This is a genomic window from Yoonia sp. R2-816 (genome assembly GCF_046762905.1).
Lineage (GTDB): Bacteria > Pseudomonadota > Alphaproteobacteria > Rhodobacterales > Rhodobacteraceae > Yoonia.
This window is the reverse complement of sequence record NZ_JBKQXN010000168.1, coordinates 33,393-49,219: the sequence shown is the minus strand read 5'-3', so window position 1 is coordinate 49,219 and position 15,827 is coordinate 33,393. Positions and strand designations below refer to the sequence as shown.

Genomic DNA, 15,827 nt, shown 5'->3' with positions numbered 1-15,827 from the left:
GACATGTTGGGGGCGGCCCGGTTGCCGCCCCCATCCCATTGAAGGCCCTATCCCTTGTTACAGTCTCTTTCCGACCGTCTGGCCGCCTATGCTGCCATTGCTGCCGATCTTGGTGTTGATGCGGTAGCACTAGTCCCTGGTCCGAATTTCACCCGTGCGGTTGAACATGTATTCATGAGCCATGAGCGGCCGTTTATGCTGGTTGTTCCCGCCGCTGGTGCGCCTGCCGCGCTTGTCCCCAATCTTGAACTGCGAAGCTGGGATCTCGTCGGGTTCGATGGCGCCGTTTTCGACTGGCGTGATCAGGACGGATATGACGCGACCTTTGCCGCACTAATGAAGCATCTGTCGATCCGGTCTGTTGCCGTCGAAGGGCAGGTGATGCGTGTGTTTGCCCATCACGCGATGCTGAAGGCGCAGCCGGACCTACAGATTATCGATGCGGAGCGCGAGATTTCCGGGTTGCGAATGATCAAGACGCCCGGCGATGTTGCGGCGCTGCAGGATGCGATTGCCATTTCGGAACGTGCGTTGGCCAGGACGCTGGAGAGTGTCCGTATTGGCCAAACCGAAAAAGAGATTGAACAGACCCTGATCCAGGCGCTTTTTGCTGAAGGGGCGGAAGATAAGTCGTTTCACCCCATAGTCGCCGCAGGTGATGGTTCTGCCCGCCCGCATGCGAAGGCGCGTGCGGATTATGATGTGAAGGCGGGGGATGCCCTGCTTTTGGATTTCGGCGCGCGCAAGCATGGGTTTTGCGCCGATATCACCCGGACCGTGTTTTTGGATCACGCCACTGATGAGGCGCAGGATGTCTATGACACGGTTCTGCGCGCGAACCTGAAGGGGTTTGAGGTGACAAGGGCAGGCGTGACAGCCCATCAGATCGACGATGCGGTGATCGGCGTGCTTGAGGCGTCATCTTTTGCCGACCGCATCCGCACTAAGACTGGGCATGGGCTGGGCCGCGAGGTGCATGAGGCCCCCTATATCATGCGCGGCAACCATATGGTTTTACCCGCCGGGACGGTCTATACAAATGAACCGGGCCTTTATGAGATCGACAACTTCGGGGTGCGGATTGAGGATGATGTGCTGATCACCGATGATGGCTGCACCTCGCTGACGCAGTTTCCCAAGGACCTAACGGTGTTAAAATGCTGAACTACGTCCTGAGCCGTCTTTTGACATTCGTCCCGACCTTTATCGGAGTGACGTTGATATCCTTTGCCTTTATCCGTGTATTACCCGGTGACCCAATCATCGTCATGGCGGGTGAGCGTGGATTGACCGACGAACGCTATGCCGAATTGTCTGCCCAGTTCGGGTTCGACCGCCCGATGTATGTGCAGTTCTGGGAATATCTGACCGGGGTTCTGCAAGGGGATCTGGGCAATTCATTTGTCACCAAGAAACCGGTCTGGGACGAGTTTTTCGCGCTGTTCCCTGCCACGTTGGAATTGTCGATCTGTGCGATGATCTTTGCCGTGGTGCTGGGCTTGCCTGCGGGGGTCATTGCTGCGGTGAACCGTGGTAAATTCTTTGACCGGGCGCTGATGTCCACGGCGCTGATCGGGTATTCGATGCCGATTTTCTGGTGGGCGCTGCTGTTGATCATCGTCTTTTCCGGTAATCTGCAATGGACGCCGGTGTCGGGCCGGATCGACCTGATCTATTACTTCCCGAATGCCACGGGGTTCATGCTGATCGATAGTATTACGTCAGGGCAAAGCGGGGCCTTTACGTCGGCCGTGCGCCACCTGATCCTGCCGACAATTGTTCTGGGAACCATCCCACTGGCGGTCATTGCACGCCAAACGCGGTCTGCCATGCTGGAGGTGCTGGGCGAGGATTATATTCGCACCGCCCGCGCCAAGGGGCTGTCGCCCGGTCGGATCAATGGCGTGCATGCGCTGCGCAACGCCCTGATCCCCGTGATCACCGTGATTGGTCTGTCGGTTGGCACGCTGCTGGCAGGCGCTATCCTGACCGAGACGATCTTCAGCTGGCCAGGCATCGGCAAGTGGATGGTCGATAGCATCTTTCGCCGCGATTATCCCGTTGTGCAGGGTGGGCTGCTGCTGATTGCCGTGATGGTGATGATCGTGAACCTGACCGTCGATATGCTCTACGGTGTCATCAACCCCAAGATCAGGAAACGCTGATGACTGTGACCCTGTCAGCTGATACCGCCGAACGCCCCGGACGCCTGCGGGAATTCTGGTTCTACTTCCGGGAAAACCGGGGTGCTGTGATTGGGCTGTGGATTTTTGCGGGTTTTGCTTTTCTCGCCTTGTTTGGCCCCTGGATTGCACCGCACGATCCTACAGCACAGTTTCGCGATGCCACCTTGCAGCCGCCATTCTGGCAGGAGGGCGGTAGTTGGACCTATCCGCTGGGCACCGACCCGCTGGGGCGCGATATGCTCTCGCGGCTGATTGTCGGGGCGCGGTTTTCCTTCTTCGTGGGGATCGTCGTTGTCAGCATCGCAGCCTCTGGCGGGATCATTGTTGGTCTGATTGCGGGTTTTGCGCCGAAATGGCTGGACACGATCATCATGCGGATCATGGATGTCATTCTGGCCTTCCCGTCGCTGTTGCTGGCGCTTGTTCTGGTGGCGATCCTTGGGCCGTCACTGACCAACGCGATGATTGCCATCGCCATCGTTTTGCAGCCGCATTACGTTCGCTTGACCCGCGCTTCGGTTCTGGCCGAAAAGCAAAAGGATTACGTGACATCCGCGCGGGTGGCGGGTGCGGGGTTTTTCCGGCTGATGTTCGTCACCGTGCTGCCGAATTGTCTGGCACCCATCATCGTGCAAGCGGCACTGTCGTTTTCCACGGCCATTCTGGATGCGGCCGCACTTGGCTTTCTGGGCATGGGAGCGCAGCCACCGACACCTGAATGGGGCACAATGCTGGCGGAGGCGCGCGAATTCATCCTGCGGGCTTGGTGGGTTGTCACGTTCCCCGGTCTTGCCATTCTGGTGACGGTTCTGGCGATCAACCTGATGGGTGACGGGCTGCGCGATGCGCTTGACCCGAAACTGAAGCGGAGCTGAGCCATGCCACTTTTGCGGATCAGAAACCTATGTGTCGATTTTGCCACCGCATCCGGCCAGTTCCGGGCTGTTGATGCGGTAGATCAAGATGTGGATACGGGTGAAATCCTGGCCATTGTCGGTGAAAGCGGGTCGGGAAAGTCCGTTTCCATGCTGGCGTTGATGGGTCTTTTGCCGTGGACCGCGACGGTGACAGCGGACGAGATTACCTTTGACGGCCGCGATTTGTTGCTCATGGACAAACGTGACCGCCGACACATCATTGGCAACGATCTGGCGATGATCTTTCAAGAGCCGATGTCGTCATTGAACCCCTGTTTCACGGTCGGTTGGCAGATCAAGGAAGCGTTGCGCATCCATATGGGGTTGGGCCGTGCTGAACGGCAAAAACGCGCCGTCGAATTGATGGAGCAGGTGGGCATTCCCGATCCGGAAAAGCGCCTTACCGCCTTTCCGCATCAGTTGTCCGGGGGCATGAACCAGCGGATCATGATTGCGATGGCGATTGCCTGCAAGCCGAAGCTGTTGATTGCGGATGAACCCACTACCGCACTGGATGTGACCATTCAGGCGCAGATTTTGGATCTGCTCGCATCCTTGCGGGAAGAAACCGGGATGGGTCTGGTTCTGATCACGCACGATATGGGTGTCGTGGCGGAAACCGCGGAACGTGTCAGTGTGCAATATGCCGGTCAGAAGATCGAGGAACAGCCCGTTGGCCCGCTGTTCCGCAATCCGCATCACCCCTACACGGCCGCCTTGCTGGACGCATTGCCAGAGCGCGCGACTGAACGGCTATTGCCGACGATCCCCGGTGTCGTGCCGGGACAGTTTGACCGGCCTGCGGGCTGTTTGTTTTCGCCGCGTTGCCGTTTTGCTGACGAGACATGCCGCACCATGCCGCCCAAGCCGCGGGACGAGGATATGGGGCAGGCCCGATGCCACTATCCGCTGAACGCCGACGAAAGGATCGCGTCATGACAAGTGTGGTCGAGGCGAGCGGGCTGCAAAGACATTACGCCGTCAGCGGTGGATTGCTGCGGCCCAAGCGGACGCTTGAGGCGGTAGCAGGGCTTGATTTCACGTTGGCGCGTGGCAAGACGCTGGCGGTTGTCGGTGAAAGCGGCTGTGGCAAATCAACGCTGGCCCGCATGGTCGCGATGATCGAGGAACCGACTGCCGGATCGCTGATGCTGGATGGCAAACCGGTGCGGCGTGAAGAATGGGCCAGTCTGCGGCAATCGGTGCAGATCGTGTTTCAGGACCCTTACGGATCGCTGAACCCGCGCCAGCGGATAGGGGCCATTCTGCAGGAGCCATTGGTCATCAACCGACCCGACATGCCGCGGGCCGAACGCGAAGCCAAAGCGCGAGAAATGCTGCAATTGGTCGGGCTGCGGCCAGAGCATTATGACCGCTATCCGCACATGTTTTCCGGTGGCCAGCGCCAACGCATCGCGGTGGCCCGGGCGCTGATGCTGGACCCGAAAGTGCTGGTGCTGGACGAACCTGTTTCGGCGCTTGATCTATCGATCCAAAGCGCGATCCTGAACCTGCTGACCGAATTGCAGGACCGGCTGAAACTGGCCTATCTGTTCATCAGCCATGACCTTTCGGTCGTGCGTCATGTGGCTGATGATGTGATCGTCATGTATCTGGGGCGCGTGGTTGAAAAAGGGCCGAAAGAAGCACTCTTCGCCGCGCCACGCCATCCCTATACGAAGGCACTTTTGTCCGCGACGCCCCGCGCCAATCCGGATGCCAACAAGGAGCGGATCAAGCTGACAGGGGAGTTGCCGTCGCCGCTGGCTATACCCGATGGCTGCCCGTTTGCGCCGCGCTGCTGGAAGGCGCAGGATCGATGCCGCACCGAACGACCAGAGCCGGAAAATACGGCGCACAGCGTCGCCTGTTTCTTTCCAGAGGCCTAGTCGACCGGCAGGCCGCTTGGCACCGTTTCAGGCCGTCCAAGCGGGCGGGTCAGAGCGGTTTCGCCGGTCAGTGCGTTCAGGAACGCGACCAGATCATCGATTTCATCGTCCATCAGGTTGAGGCCATGCAAATCCTGCGCCCCTGCCTGACGCTGCATCTCGGCTGCGTCCTGCATGATTGCGCCATCCACATGCGCAAGCCAGGGCGCGTCGGGCAACGCCGCATCCGCCAGCGTCCAGCGGGACCGTGACAGGGCAGGGTCCATATGGTGTCGGATCATCGCCTCTAGCGTTGGAAAGGCACCGTTATGCCCGTAGGGCGCTGTCAAGGCCACGTTGCGCAGGGATGGCGTGCGGAATTTGTAGGCGTCCTCCAACAGGTTTGTTTCGCCCATCCGCCCGACATCGCGCGGGATCGGATCAAAGGGTCGGGTGCGTCCGGGGCCAAATGCGGGCAGGCCGAGCGCATGGAATTCCTGATCAGTGAACAGCGGACCCGCGTGGCAGGATGCGCAGCGATTGTTAAAGAAGAGCTGACGGCCACGTTCGGCAGCATCGGGCAGCGGCGTGCCGGTGAGCCATTTGTCGTAGGCGCTGTCGTGGCTTTGCCATTCGCTGGCGATGAATGCGCCCAGGGCATTGCCGATCTCTACGATGGTGATGTCGCCGGGTTCTTCAATATGATCAAAGGCTTGGATGAACATGCCCGCGTAATCCGGGATGGTCCGCACCCGTTTGGCGATGATTGGCCAGCCCCGGTCGATCCGGTTGCGCACGGCTCCGATTACATCGTTTTCGCCGGGGTTCCCTGCCATCTCGAACTGGGATGTCATCGGGAACAATGCCTGCGCGGCCAAGAGGTTGTCGAGGCCTTGGGGTAGCCATTCCTCGGCCGGGGAATCGAAGCCGTTGCCGTAGATATCTGATGCGGTCAGGCGACCATCGTGAAACATCACACTTACCGAATTATGCCCAAGATTCCAAAGGCTTGGCGCGTTGCGCGGGATGCGTTTGCGGATCGCATCGGTGCCTTCGCCTGGGGTGCGGTCGGGGCCGACGCCAACGCCCCCTTCGCCGATGCCGAGTGACAGACCATCGGTGCCCGCATGGTCGTGATGATGGCAGGTGCCGCAGGAGATATTTCTGTTGCCCGACAGTATCTTATCGTAGAAGAGCAGCTGCCCGATGCGGGCTTGTGCGGGATCAACGGGGATGTAATCATCCGCCGAAATCGTCTGGGCGGTGGCGAAGCCGGTGCCAGCAATCAGGAGGAAAACAGCGGTATGCAAAACGTCGGCAAAACGTCGGACTTGCGTCGGGCCCTTTGTCTGGCAATCGGGTTTTGGGCCTGTCTGGCGGTCCCGGCGCAGGCCGATATGGAAACGGCGCGCGATCTGATGGAAGCGGGGCAGTTTGAAGAGGCCCGCGCGCTGTTCGAGATTTATGCCCGGTCGGGCAATGCCGATGCCGAAGAACTGATCGGGGTCATGTACGCTATGGGCCTTGGCGTCGAACGCGACGATGAGCGGGCGTTTGACTGGTATCTGCGGGCGTCGATGAAAGGGCATCCGGGGGCGCAATCGGGATTGGGTTGGTATTACGAAGTGGGCCGGGGATTGCCCGCGCCTGATCTGGTCAGAGCCTATCTGTGGTACGCCTTGTCGGCAATAGGCGGGGACCCGGATGCGCTGGATTCGCTAGAGGAGATTACGCCTCGGCTGACGGCGGAAGAACGCGCGCGGGCGGAGGTGCTGGTGGATGACTACCGGGTGTGGATGTATCCGTTTCGGTGAATGACGGCCCGTTTGGACACGCGAGCCATTCATGGTGTCGTGTTCAATGACGACTTCCAGTTGTATCACGCGTTGGCTATAGACAACGTAACGGGGCTATAGCGCTCGAAATTCAAGGAGAATAAGATGCAAAAGGTATTCGCTAGTGTTTGTTTGGCAATATGCGTCGCTGCGCCTAGCCTTGCTTGGAGTCAGGAAATACAGGGTAATTACTTGTGTCTAACCCAAAACGGCCAGTTTGACGCAAAGCTGGCGTTCAAAGACAATGGTTTGGTTATCTTGGATTTCGTAACGCAAGAGATGGTTGATAATTCGCCAGACTTGGCTGGGAAAATGAACATACCTGGGGAGTACGAAGTCAATGGAGACGTCTTAATCGTATCTTACTTCGACGGCGCCCAGAGGCATATTTTTAACTTTGATGATGTCTCAATGTCCTCTGACAGCATGGGGCTAACCCAGTGCTTGAGGCAGTCATAGTCCAAGCCGTTCGCCGATCGTGCAGAGAGCTCTTGGGGAACCATCTGGCAATTTGTAGACAAGCAGGTGTTCGCGCAGACTGTGGCATCGGTCAGTAGGGGTTCAAAACTGCCATTCCCCAATGGTTTCCTATGCATCGGAGACAGAAAAGGGGCCGTCTGAATGGCAGCCCCTTCTACCTATTCGCGCGACTTAGTTCAGATCGCTTGCATAAGCCCCGTTGATCTCGGCCTCTGCGTCACCGACCGCTGCGATCAGCGCGTCGAGGATTTCGTCGCCCCGGTCCACGTTTTCGCGGAACCAGTCCTGTACGGGTGCTGCGGCTTCGGCGAATGCGGCTTTTTCCTCGGGTGTTGGCACGTAGAGGTCACCGCCACCTTCCACGAAGGCCTGGTAGGCTTCGATGGATTTGCGCTTGGGTGACGCGAATGTGGCCTGCTGGAGTTCGGCAAAGCCGTCAACCACGACGCGGCGCAGGTCCTCTGGCATGGCCATGAAGTTTTCGTTCGACATCCACCAGAGCGCACCCATATAGGCGTGCCCGTCCAGCGTCAGGTATTGCAGGCCCGCATCAGGGAATTTCATGCCCATGATGTCGGTGATCCCGTTCTTGGAACCGTCAACAACGCCGGTCTGGAAGCTTGTGAAAAGCTCGGGCCATGGGATCGGGGTCGGCGAGCCGCCCAAGGCCCGGACCAGTTCCTGCGGAAGGTCGGCAACCACGGTACGGATTTTCAGACCTTCCATGTCGGATGGTGCCGCGATGCGCCGCTGCGTGTTGGCAAAGTTGCGCCAGCCGCCGGTGTTACCGATCGTCATCAGGCGGATCGTGTTGTCGCTGTCTTCCAGCGCCATGTCCCGCATGGTGCGCACGAAATCGGAGGTCAGCACATGTTCGGCGACCCGGTCATTGGCCATCAGGTAGGGCAGGTCAAGCACCTGCACGTAAGGGAAGATGCCAGCCGCACCGCCGGAGGTGGAGATGTAGACATCGATGGAGCCTTCGGAGACCCCTTCGAGGCATTCCGCACCCGTCGCGCAAAGCTGGGTGCCGATGAAGAGCTCCACACCGATCCGTCCGTTTGACGCGGCTTCAACGTAGTTCTTGAACACGACAAGACCGTCATAGTCCTCATCGTTTTCGTTGGAGTTGGCCGTGGCGCGGATGGTGAATTCCTGATGCCCGTCCGCCCATGCGGCGAATGGCGTCGCCAGAAGTGCGGCCGTGGCGGCCACTTTGGTTAGTGTTTTCAGCATTATACTCTCCCTGATTTATGCTGTTAGTTTGGTACCGGCGCGGGGCTGATACAAGCGGAGAAACCGACCTCCGGGCCGCAGCCCAGGAAACCGGTCAGGTATGGCACCGTCATCGAAATGGCGGGGACATAGGTGATGAGGAAGATCACGAGGATTTCCACGGCGAGGAATGGCATGATCGCCTTGGCAATCGTTTCGACCTTTTCCTTGGACACCGTACTGGCCACGAAGAGCACCAGCCCCATCGGCGGGGTGGCCAGCCCGACGGTCAGGTTGACGCTCATGATGATCGCGAAATGGACCGGGTGAACCCCCAGATCGACAAAGATCGGTCCCAGGATTGGCCCCAAAATGATGATGGCAGGTCCGGCATCAAGGAACATGCCCACCACGAACAAAAGCAGGTTGATCAGAAAGAGTAGGATCAGCGGATTTTCCGAGAGTGACAGGATGTAGTCAGACAAGATTTGCGGGGCGTAGGACAGGCTGACAACCGTCTTAAATGATACCGCAGCCCCGACCAGCAGCAGCACGGCTGAGGTCGACAGGGCGGATTTTGCCAGCACCTCAAGCAGGTCACCAGTTTTCATTGAGCGCAGCACGAAAAAGCTGACCACAAGCGCGTAGGCCACGGCAACGGCCGAGGCCTCGGTCGGGGTAAAGACCCCGACAAGGATACCGCCCAGAATGATGATGGGGGTCTGCAAGGGCGCGACGGCCTTTTTGCAGACGATGCGGAAGTCATGGCTGACCCGCGCCTTGATCGTTTGCGTAATCACATGAGCGATGGGTAGGGCGATGAGGAAGATCAGCCAGCCGTTCACCTCTTGCGGGATGAAGCGGGTGACGATGCCTGAGACCGCGTAAAGCAGGGCGGCGATATTGATCCGGATCAGGAAGAAGCTGACCCAGCTTTCCAATGGCGTGATCGTCTGGTCCTTGCGCACGATCCGTTCTGCCTTGGGCAGGTCGTACCGGTCGGCCATCAGGCGGACCACCAACATCAGCCCGATCCCAACCATGACGCCGGGCACGATCCCTGCCAGGAATAGGGCCGCGACGCTTTCGCCCATGACATAGGCGTAGATGATCATGATCCCGGATGGCGGGATGATTGGCCCGATGACAGAGCTTGCGGCGGTGACCGCGGCGGCGAATTTGCGGCTGTAGCCATTCTTTTCCATCGCCGGGATCAGTGTGGAACCGAGGGCCGATGTGTCGGCCACCGCCGACCCTGAGAGGCCTGCAAACAAGATCGATGACAAGATATTCACATGGGCCAGCCCGCCCCGCAGATGTCCCATGAAGGCCTGGCTGAATTCCACGAGGCGGAGCGTGATGCCGCCCCGGTTCATGATTTCGCCGGCCAGCATGAAGAAGGGCAGGGCCATCAGGGGGAAACTGTCCATCCCGGTATAAAGGTTGCGATAAAGCCCTGCGACGACATTGCGCGTGTCACCTTCGATCATGATGAGCGCGATAGGCGAGGCGAGCAGGGCAAAGACGACCGGCAGGCCGATCATGATCAGAAGCAGGAAAAGCGGCAGGAACCAGAGCAGCATCAGGAAGACCCCGCGATTTCTTCTTCAGGGGTCAGCGAGGTCAGCTTGTTGCCTTGGCCCGCCAGCATGATGATTTGCCGGATGATGAGTTCCAGATTGACGAGGATCAGGAGATTCACCCCAACCCAGAGCGATGCATATTGAAAGCGGTTCTGGAACTTGTCGCCGCATTTGCCGATCTCGATCCCAAAGGGCCAGCGCAGGGTGGAGGAACAGCCGCGGCCGGAAATCGTATCAAGATGGTTGTTCAGCCCGCGATCCCACGCCACGAAAAGCACCCACATGGTGATGCACATCAGGATCAGGCCAAGAGCGCCGGCAGCGACCCGTGGTAAGGCACGCCCCAGCATGTCGATCCCGACGAAGCCGCCCATCCGGTAGGCAAGGGGCGCCATCAGACCGGTCATCCAGAGCATGCCGAAGCGCGCGGCTTCCTCAGTCCAGTTCGGAGCGTCGTTCAGGATGTAGCGGAAAAAGACCTGACCGAGGATCAGGCAGACCATGATGGCCAATGCTGCAATGGCGATAAACTTGCCAATGGCAAGCACGACATTGTTGATGCGCTCTAACGGCCAAAGCAGGCCGAACAGGACCGACATTGCAGACCCTCCCTATGTTGTCGCAGGCGACCCTCCTCCGGTGCCTGTCTTTCTTATGTCTTAAGGCAGTTTAACTGGTTTGATCGTCCCTCCGGAATGTCAATGATGTCAACAGATTGGATTGCTTTGGGCAAAGAAATTCGGCGCTGCGCCCCGCTTTGCCTGAATGACAGCGATGTGCCCCGACGCCCTTGGTAAGGGCAATCCGGTGATCGCTGTGGCAAAGGGCGGTGTGATCCATGCGCGGCCCGTCAAAACAAATTCAGTGGTTTTGCGTAGCATGTGATTTTTAATGACACAATAGTGTATCAATTTTCCGGAATGCCCGGCCTGCACTCCGACCGTATGGAAATCGGTGGGTCTGATGTTGCCGATATTCGCACCTTGTCCTTGGGCCGGATAAGCCCGATGATAGCGCGTGGAAAGCGGCCCGCGTGGCGCAGAGCAGGCAAGGGCGTCGGTGCCGGATGATTGATATTTGGGAGGGGTTGCAGGCGGCGTTCTGGCTGGTCGTCACCTTTGACGCCGAGCTGTGGGCGATCAGTCTGCGGTCACTGCAGGTCAGCCTGTCGGCTGTGGTTGTCGCCTCGCTCATTGCCATACCGTTTGGCACGTTTCTGGCGGTGCAGCGGTTTCGCTATCGCCGTTTGGCTATATCAATCATGAATGCGCTGATGGGCTTGCCGCCTGTGGTTGTGGGTTTGATGCTGTATATCCTGCTGTCCCGTTCCGGTCCTTTCGGGGTCCTGGGCCTCTTGTTCACGCCGACGGCCATGATCATCGCGCAGGTGATCATCATCACGCCGCTGATTGCATCCATCGCGCATCAGGCCATGCGCGAGCTGTGGGCCGAATACCATGACCTGCTGATCTCACTGCACACAACCAAATGGCAGCGCATCAGAACGCTGATCTGGGATGGGCGGCGTAATCTGCTGACCGCATCGCTGGCAGGGTTTGGCCGGGCGATTGGCGAGGTGGGGGCGATCATGATCGTGGGCGGCAATATTGATAATGCCACCCGCGTTCTGACCACAGCGATTGCGCTGGAGACGGGGAAGGGTGATTTCGCCTTGGCGCTGGGATTGGGTTTTGTGCTGATCGGATTGGCGCTGGCCGTCAATATCGCGATCCACTGGTTGTCACGCACGGAACGGGAGGGGCGCTGGTGAGTAATCTGTTTCCGCTGACCATGACCGATTGCGTTGTCAGGCGGCAGGGCAAGACGGTGCTTGGCCCCGTCAGCCTGACCGTTGATCAGGGTGGTCCGACGATCATTATTGGTCCAAACGGGTCCGGCAAGACCACATTGCTGCGCGTCATGCACGGGATCGAACGATTGAGCGCGGGGGCAGCGGACTGGGCGCAGAATGATCAGGGCCGTCAGGCCTATGTGTTTCAGTCGCCCATCGTGCTGCGCCGCAGCGTTGCCGATAACCTGCGCTATCCGCTGCAACTGATCGGTGTGTCGAAGGCTGAAATTGAGGTTGCTGCGACCGCGTGGCTGGATCGGATTGGTCTGAGCGATATTCGCAATACGCGGGCGAGCCGGTTGTCTGGTGGTGAACGTCAAAAACTGGCGATTGCCAGGGCGCTGATCCGCGACCCGGACGTGCTGTTTCTGGATGAACCCTGCGCCAATCTGGATGGTCACGCCACGCGCGAGATCGAGGCGCTGCTGCAGGAAACCGCTGCGGCGGGCACGCGCATCATCATGTCGACCCATGATATGGGGCAGGCGCGCCGTCTGGCGCAGGATGTGATCTTTATGATCGCTGGCAAGGTTCATGAAAAAGGCGCTGCGTCGGAAGTTCTTGCCACGCCCGGAACACCGGAACTTCAAGCCTTTCTGAATGGAGACATCGTGACATGAGGCAACTCATTTCCCTTATCCTGACCGGGTTTCTGGCGATGCCGTTGGCGGCGGAAGAGATCAGGTTGGCGGTTACTACATCATTCGAAAACTCGGGCCTTGCGGACGTTCTGTTGCCTGCCATCAAGGAGGACACCGGCATTGAGGTGCAGTTGCTGGTGGTCGGCACAGGTCAGGCGCTGCGTTTGGGTGAGGCGGGTGATGTGGATGCGATTCTGGTGCATTCCAAAACGGCGGAAGAGGCATTTGTTTCGGATGGATACGGCACTCACCGTCGCGAGATCATGTATAATGATTTCGTCCTGATAGGTCCTGCCGCCGATCCGTCCGAGATTGCCGACGCGGATAGCGCGGTTGACGCGATGCGACGGATTGCCGAGCAGGGTGGCCCTTTTGTCAGCCGGGGCGATGACAGCGGCACCCATAAGGCGGAGTTGCAGCTTTGGGCTGCGGCCGGGTTGCCGGTTGATGGCTTCGGTCCGTCCTATCTGTCCGTGGGGGCGGGTATGGGTGCTGCCCTGAACACGGCGTCGGGGATCAATGCTTACATTCTGGCCGACAGGGCAAGCTGGTTGAATTTCGGCAACAAGGGCGATCTGGCGCTGCTATATGCGGGCGATCCGGCGCTTTTCAATCAGTATGCCTATCTGCCGGTGAACCCTGAAAAGCACCCCAGCGTGCGCAATGATCTGGCCCTGCAACTGGAAGACTGGCTAACAGGCGAAACCGCCGCAGAGTTTATCAATGGCTATGAGATCAATGGCGAGACGCTGTTTGTGTTCAATGCCCAACCCTAGTGCTGGTGCGGTTCGTCCAATGAACCGTGGATCGCGAATTGCTCAAGGCCTGCGTCCTGCGCTTCGATCACGCGGTAGCTTTCCCTGACCCCGGCTTCGGTCAATTCCCGTGCGACGGTCAGCAGGGTATTGGGTGCGTGGTCTTCGCAAAGCTCCATCATCTGCGACAATTCTTCGAGTGCGACGCCGCGCGCGGCCTCAACCGATGGCGCGCCATAGATGTCCACGAAATGCTGGGCCAGCCCATCGGCCAGTCCGTCCCGTTCGACCGGTTCAATCTGAGTAACGGCGACAAAGCTGACCCGCCCAAAGGTTTCGCAGCCCATCCAGCCGTTGGAAAACGCCTGACGGGCCTTGCCGGTCAGGTCACCTTCGGTCCAGTTGGAAAACTCGAACCCGCCAGAAATGCACCATTCCCCCGTGCGGGCCGGGTTGTGAAACACGCGTGTGTCGCTGTCGTCGAAATGAATGGCGCGGGCGAGTTTCATGCGGGCCTCTCTAACAGGTCGGTGAGCGGGATCAGAACGGTTTCATTGTCGGTTTTCAAGAGCAGGCCAAGGTTTTCGTCAACGCCGAGGAAGGTGCCGGTCTGGTTTCCTACCGTGATCGCCTTGCCTTTGCCATGCGCCAGCCCGTTCCATTCACGCAGCAGGGTTTGGGTGCCATCATCGGACCATGTGTTGATGCCGACCAGTGTGTGACGCACCCATGCTTCCAGCAGTGTCACGGCGTCAACCTCTGAACAGCCTTCGGCGTAAAGCGCGGTTTCGTCCGGGGTCAGGCCCATGTCTTCGGATTTGGGCCAGAGTTGCAGGGTCAGGCCGATGACCAGCCAGTCGGGTTCTGCTGTCGGGGCAGCGTGGGATGCGGCCATTTGCAAGCCGCCGCAACGGCCCCCGTTCACATAGATCGCACCGTCCCAGCCTAAATGCACGCTCACCTCTGGCGGGCCGATGGCCCCCAGCGCGTTCTGGAATCCAACGCCGCAGACGGGCAACATGATGGCGGCTGCGGCCAACGGGACTTCGGGCGCCAGAACCATAGCCGCGCGCAATTCATCGGACCCCAGATCATAGACAACCAGACCGGCATCGCAGCCAGCGGTCGCCGCGGCGCAGGCTTGTGCGAACGGATCCTGCCCGGCTGAGTCCTGTCCGGAAAACAAGGGTGGAAAGACGGGTGCGGTCATGCTTTGCCAGCGGATACCAGTGCTTTCGCGACCTCCCGGAAACCTGTGGCCTGAGCGCTGTCGGGTTTTGAAACCACAATAGGCGCCCCGCCATCGGCAGCCAGCCGGATATCCAGATGCAGCGGGATTTCGGCGAGCAGCGGCACACCAAGTTTGGCCGCCTCTGCCGCGACGCCGCCATGGCCGAACACATGTTCTTCGTGTCCGCAGGCCGAACAGATATGCGTCGACATGTTTTCGATCATGCCAAGGATCGGGGTGCCCAGCTGGTTGAACATATCAATGCCCTTGCGGGCGTCGATCAGGGCGACGTCCTGCGGGGTCGAGACGATGATCGCCCCGTCCACATGCGCCTTTTGCGCGAGCGTCATCTGCACATCGCCGGTTCCTGGCGGCAGGTCCACGATCAGCACATCCAGCGCGCCCCATTGCACCTGCGTCAGCATCTGCTGCAAGGCGCCCATCAGCATCGGGCCACGCCAGACAACCGCTTGATCATCATTGGTCATCAGACCGATGGACATCATGGTGACGCCGAAATTACGCATCGGCAGAATGGTCTTGCCGTCGGGCGAGGCCGGGCGCCCCGAGACGCCCAGCATCCGCGGTTGGGATGGGCCGTAAACATCCGCATCCAGTAGCCCGACACGCCGACCCTCTGCAGCAAGCGCGCAGGCGATGTTTGCCGCAACGGTTGATTTGCCGACGCCGCCCTTGCCGGACGCGACGGCGATGATCCGATCCACGCCGGGGATCTTTTCAGGGCCGGATTGGGCAGGTCTGCCGGATTTCAGATCCGGCGGTGCCTTGGGCGAGCTATGGGCCGTCATGACGATCGAGACCTGATCGGCGCCAAGCGATTTGATCTGCGCCTCGGCCTCGTCTTTCAGTTTGGCGTAGGCGTCTGCATGGCTGCCGCTGACATCCATGACAAAGCGCACAGCACCGTCTTCGACGGTCAGGGCCTTCACCAACCCCGCTTCAGAAAGAGAACTGCCACTGATCGGGTCAATCAGTGACTTCAGGACGCCAAGGACGTCGTCGCGTGAAATGGCCACTTAGGATTGTCCCTCGATCGTGCCGGTCACGGTATGTTCCAGATCCAGACCATCGACGGTCAGCACAACCTTGGCCTCGAACTTGCGACCACTGGTGTCACCCGCGTTGCGCATCGCCTCTTCAATGGCCTGCTGCGATGTCACGCCGACCTGCTTGAGGAATTTGCGCATCGACATGTTGAAATCGTCGCTCATTGTCGTCTCCCTGTTTGTATCTTGTTTTGGAC

General features: G+C 59.2%; 19 protein-coding genes. 10 read left to right on the top strand and 9 right to left on the bottom strand.

Going from position 1 to position 15,827, the window contains the following annotated elements:
* Window positions 1–54 precede the first annotated feature (54 nt).
* The 5 genes from ACFWW2_RS06600 to ACFWW2_RS06580 are packed head-to-tail and all read left to right on the top strand — an operon-like array spanning window position 55 to window position 4,992.
* Window positions 55–1,164 (top strand): M24 family metallopeptidase, encoded by a 1,110-nt coding sequence (locus ACFWW2_RS06600; protein ID WP_393927055.1) that lies wholly within the window; start codon window positions 55–57, stop codon window positions 1,162–1,164.
* Window positions 1,158–2,165, top strand: a complete 1,008-nt coding sequence (locus ACFWW2_RS06595) for an ABC transporter permease subunit (RefSeq protein ID WP_393927054.1) — start codon at window positions 1,158–1,160, stop codon at window positions 2,163–2,165. Before ACFWW2_RS06600 ends, ACFWW2_RS06595 begins: the two co-directional genes overlap by 7 nt.
* Window positions 2,165–3,061 carry an ABC transporter permease subunit gene (locus ACFWW2_RS06590; protein ID WP_393927053.1) on the top strand — a complete coding sequence of 299 codons (897 nt, stop codon included), beginning with the start codon at window positions 2,165–2,167 and terminating at the stop codon, window positions 3,059–3,061. The genes ACFWW2_RS06595 and ACFWW2_RS06590 overlap by 1 nt, the downstream gene beginning before the upstream one ends.
* A 3-nt stretch (window positions 3,062–3,064) precedes the next feature.
* Window positions 3,065–4,042 (top strand): ABC transporter ATP-binding protein, encoded by a 978-nt coding sequence (locus ACFWW2_RS06585; RefSeq protein ID WP_393927052.1) that lies wholly within the window; start codon window positions 3,065–3,067, stop codon window positions 4,040–4,042.
* A complete protein-coding gene (locus ACFWW2_RS06580) occupies window positions 4,039–4,992 on the top strand; it encodes an ABC transporter ATP-binding protein (protein WP_393927051.1) in 954 nt (317 codons plus the stop codon). The genes ACFWW2_RS06585 and ACFWW2_RS06580 overlap by 4 nt, the downstream gene beginning before the upstream one ends.
* On the opposite strand, the gene ACFWW2_RS06575 is transcribed toward ACFWW2_RS06580, so the two are convergent.
* Window positions 4,989–6,281: a cytochrome-c peroxidase gene (locus ACFWW2_RS06575; protein WP_393927050.1), complete on the bottom strand. Its 1,293-nt coding sequence runs from the start codon at window positions 6,279–6,281 to the stop codon at window positions 4,989–4,991. The genes ACFWW2_RS06580 and ACFWW2_RS06575 overlap by 4 nt on opposite strands.
* Window positions 6,282–6,368: 87 nt before the next feature.
* Between ACFWW2_RS06575 and ACFWW2_RS06570 the strand changes: the two genes are divergently transcribed.
* The gene (locus ACFWW2_RS06570) at window positions 6,369–6,785 is read left to right on the top strand and encodes a tetratricopeptide repeat protein (RefSeq protein WP_393927075.1); all 417 of its coding nucleotides are present in this window, start codon (window positions 6,369–6,371) and stop codon (window positions 6,783–6,785) included.
* Window positions 6,786–6,911: 126 nt separating this feature from the next.
* Window positions 6,912–7,265, top strand: a complete 354-nt coding sequence (locus ACFWW2_RS06565; protein ID WP_393927049.1) for a hypothetical protein — start codon at window positions 6,912–6,914, stop codon at window positions 7,263–7,265.
* Window positions 7,266–7,457: 192 nt separating this feature from the next.
* Here the strand turns inward: ACFWW2_RS06565 and dctP are convergent, their stop codons facing one another.
* From dctP to ACFWW2_RS06545, 4 genes are all read right to left on the bottom strand, one after another.
* A complete protein-coding gene (dctP, locus tag ACFWW2_RS06560) occupies window positions 7,458–8,522 on the bottom strand; it encodes a TRAP transporter substrate-binding protein DctP (RefSeq protein ID WP_393927048.1) in 1,065 nt (354 codons plus the stop codon).
* Window positions 8,523–8,545: 23 nt separating this feature from the next.
* A complete protein-coding gene (locus tag ACFWW2_RS06555; protein WP_393927047.1) occupies window positions 8,546–10,084 on the bottom strand; it encodes a TRAP transporter large permease in 1,539 nt (512 codons plus the stop codon).
* Entirely contained in the window at window positions 10,084–10,683 is a 600-nt protein-coding gene (locus ACFWW2_RS06550) for a TRAP transporter small permease (RefSeq protein ID WP_393927046.1), read from the bottom strand. Before ACFWW2_RS06550 ends, ACFWW2_RS06555 begins: the two co-directional genes overlap by 1 nt.
* Window positions 10,684–10,791: 108 nt before the next feature.
* Entirely contained in the window at window positions 10,792–10,965 is a 174-nt protein-coding gene (locus tag ACFWW2_RS06545; RefSeq protein WP_393927045.1) for a hypothetical protein, read from the bottom strand.
* A 185-nt stretch (window positions 10,966–11,150) separates the two neighbouring features.
* On the opposite strand from ACFWW2_RS06545, the gene ACFWW2_RS06540 reads away from it, so the two are divergent.
* Genes ACFWW2_RS06540 through ACFWW2_RS06530 form a run of 3 tightly spaced genes read left to right on the top strand, consistent with a single transcriptional unit; the run spans window position 11,151 to window position 13,353 of the window.
* The gene (locus ACFWW2_RS06540; protein WP_393927043.1) at window positions 11,151–11,855 is read left to right on the top strand and encodes an ABC transporter permease; all 705 of its coding nucleotides are present in this window, start codon (window positions 11,151–11,153) and stop codon (window positions 11,853–11,855) included.
* Window positions 11,849–12,556 (top strand): ATP-binding cassette domain-containing protein, encoded by a 708-nt coding sequence (locus ACFWW2_RS06535; protein WP_393927074.1) that lies wholly within the window; start codon window positions 11,849–11,851, stop codon window positions 12,554–12,556. Before ACFWW2_RS06540 ends, ACFWW2_RS06535 begins: the two co-directional genes overlap by 7 nt.
* Complete coding sequence (locus ACFWW2_RS06530; RefSeq protein ID WP_393927042.1) at window positions 12,553–13,353, top strand: substrate-binding domain-containing protein; 801 nt, start codon at window positions 12,553–12,555, stop codon at window positions 13,351–13,353. Before ACFWW2_RS06535 ends, ACFWW2_RS06530 begins: the two co-directional genes overlap by 4 nt.
* Here ACFWW2_RS06530 and ACFWW2_RS06525 read toward each other — a convergent pair.
* From ACFWW2_RS06525 to ACFWW2_RS06510, 4 genes are read right to left on the bottom strand one after another with little or no spacing between them, the layout of a single operon-like run.
* Entirely contained in the window at window positions 13,350–13,841 is a 492-nt protein-coding gene (locus ACFWW2_RS06525) for a DUF6505 family protein (protein ID WP_393927041.1), read from the bottom strand. The two genes, ACFWW2_RS06530 and ACFWW2_RS06525, sit on opposite strands and share 4 nt — an antisense overlap.
* Window positions 13,838–14,542 (bottom strand): biotin/lipoate--protein ligase family protein, encoded by a 705-nt coding sequence (locus tag ACFWW2_RS06520; protein WP_393927040.1) that lies wholly within the window; start codon window positions 14,540–14,542, stop codon window positions 13,838–13,840. The genes ACFWW2_RS06525 and ACFWW2_RS06520 overlap by 4 nt, the downstream gene beginning before the upstream one ends.
* Window positions 14,539–15,600, bottom strand: coding sequence for an Mrp/NBP35 family ATP-binding protein (locus ACFWW2_RS06515; protein WP_393927039.1), 1,062 nt, complete (start codon window positions 15,598–15,600; stop codon window positions 14,539–14,541). Before ACFWW2_RS06515 ends, ACFWW2_RS06520 begins: the two co-directional genes overlap by 4 nt.
* Entirely contained in the window at window positions 15,601–15,795 is a 195-nt protein-coding gene (locus ACFWW2_RS06510; RefSeq protein WP_393927038.1) for a DUF6494 family protein, read from the bottom strand.
* Window positions 15,796–15,827: the final 32 nt, after the last annotated feature.

Excerpts from the sequence above, each read along its gene's own strand:
- ACFWW2_RS06545 (WP_393927045.1), bottom strand. The coding sequence starts at position 10,965 with ATGCTACGCAAAACCACTGAATTTGTTTTGACGGGCCGCGCATGGATC.
- ACFWW2_RS06530 (WP_393927042.1), top strand. The coding sequence starts at position 12,553 with ATGAGGCAACTCATTTCCCTTATCCTGACCGGGTTTCTGGCGATGCCG.
- ACFWW2_RS06570 (WP_393927075.1), top strand. The coding sequence starts at position 6,369 with ATGGAAACGGCGCGCGATCTGATGGAAGCGGGGCAGTTTGAAGAGGCC.
- ACFWW2_RS06595 (WP_393927054.1), top strand. The coding sequence starts at position 1,158 with ATGCTGAACTACGTCCTGAGCCGTCTTTTGACATTCGTCCCGACCTTT.
- ACFWW2_RS06555 (WP_393927047.1), bottom strand. The coding sequence starts at position 10,084 with ATGCTGCTCTGGTTCCTGCCGCTTTTCCTGCTTCTGATCATGATCGGC.
- ACFWW2_RS06550 (WP_393927046.1), bottom strand. The coding sequence starts at position 10,683 with ATGTCGGTCCTGTTCGGCCTGCTTTGGCCGTTAGAGCGCATCAACAAT.
- dctP (WP_393927048.1), bottom strand. The coding sequence starts at position 8,522 with ATGCTGAAAACACTAACCAAAGTGGCCGCCACGGCCGCACTTCTGGCG.
- ACFWW2_RS06580 (WP_393927051.1), top strand. The coding sequence starts at position 4,039 with ATGACAAGTGTGGTCGAGGCGAGCGGGCTGCAAAGACATTACGCCGTC.
- ACFWW2_RS06565 (WP_393927049.1), top strand. The coding sequence starts at position 6,912 with ATGCAAAAGGTATTCGCTAGTGTTTGTTTGGCAATATGCGTCGCTGCG.
- ACFWW2_RS06520 (WP_393927040.1), bottom strand. The coding sequence starts at position 14,542 with ATGACCGCACCCGTCTTTCCACCCTTGTTTTCCGGACAGGACTCAGCC.
- ACFWW2_RS06540 (WP_393927043.1), top strand. The coding sequence starts at position 11,151 with ATGATTGATATTTGGGAGGGGTTGCAGGCGGCGTTCTGGCTGGTCGTC.
- ACFWW2_RS06585 (WP_393927052.1), top strand. The coding sequence starts at position 3,065 with ATGCCACTTTTGCGGATCAGAAACCTATGTGTCGATTTTGCCACCGCA.
- ACFWW2_RS06510 (WP_393927038.1), bottom strand. The coding sequence starts at position 15,795 with ATGAGCGACGATTTCAACATGTCGATGCGCAAATTCCTCAAGCAGGTC.
- ACFWW2_RS06525 (WP_393927041.1), bottom strand. The coding sequence starts at position 13,841 with ATGAAACTCGCCCGCGCCATTCATTTCGACGACAGCGACACACGCGTG.
- ACFWW2_RS06590 (WP_393927053.1), top strand. The coding sequence starts at position 2,165 with ATGACTGTGACCCTGTCAGCTGATACCGCCGAACGCCCCGGACGCCTG.